The organism is Microbacterium sp. zg.Y909 (genome assembly GCF_024626565.1).
The window spans coordinates 1-718 of sequence record NZ_JANJFJ010000146.1 but is presented as its reverse complement, the minus strand read 5'-3'; the positions used below and the strand labels follow the sequence as shown (position 1 = coordinate 718).

At 69.6% G+C, this 718-nt stretch carries 1 protein-coding gene; it reads left to right on the top strand.

The features are described from left to right. The coding region (locus NQ160_RS11870; protein ID WP_257515443.1) for an FCD domain-containing protein at positions 1 to 281 on the top strand (281 nt) is incomplete at its 5' end. Positions 282 to 718 lie beyond the last annotated feature (437 nt).

Here is a 718-nt window from a genome sequence, read left to right as displayed (position 1 = left end):
TCTCCCGGGCCAACCGCGAGTTCCACCTCGCCGTGATGCGCGCCGGGTCGCCCTACCTGGCCGACCACGTGATGCGGCCGATCTGGGAGAAGGCGATTCCGAGCTCGGCGAGCATGTGGGACAACGCCGAACGCGTGGAGCAGTTCCTGCAGGAACACGAGGCGCTGCTGGCCGCGCTGGAGGCAGGCCGCGGCGATGAAGCCGCACGCCTGATGGCCGAGCATGTCCGCGTCGCGCTGGGTGAGCGAGCGGCACGGAACAGCGACTCGTCCCCGCAGTGACCTCCTCGCTCCCCGACAGGGGCAGCACGGCCGACGACGCCGCATCCGCCTGCGCGCTGAGCGCGTACGGCGCGGATCCGTCGCCAGGCTGACCCGACAACACTCGACGGCACGCGCAGTGCCCCGTCCGCCCCTGATGCACCCCGCGTCATCGGCAGGCGGGGCACTGCGCGTGCCACGCCTGTGCGCCCGTCCCACCACCCACGGGCCTGGACGGCGCTGGAAGCCACGAGCCGCGGCCGCATCCTTTGCGCTTCGATTCCATTGTGTATTATATAGATTATATCGACTCAGTGAAGAGGAGCACGCGATGACCACGACCACGCCGCCTGCGGGCGCGCTGGAAGGCCTGCGCATCCTCGACCTGGGCGGAGAGATCGCGAACTACTGCGGCCGGCTGTTCGCCCAGCTCGGGGCCGACGTCATCCTCGTCGAAC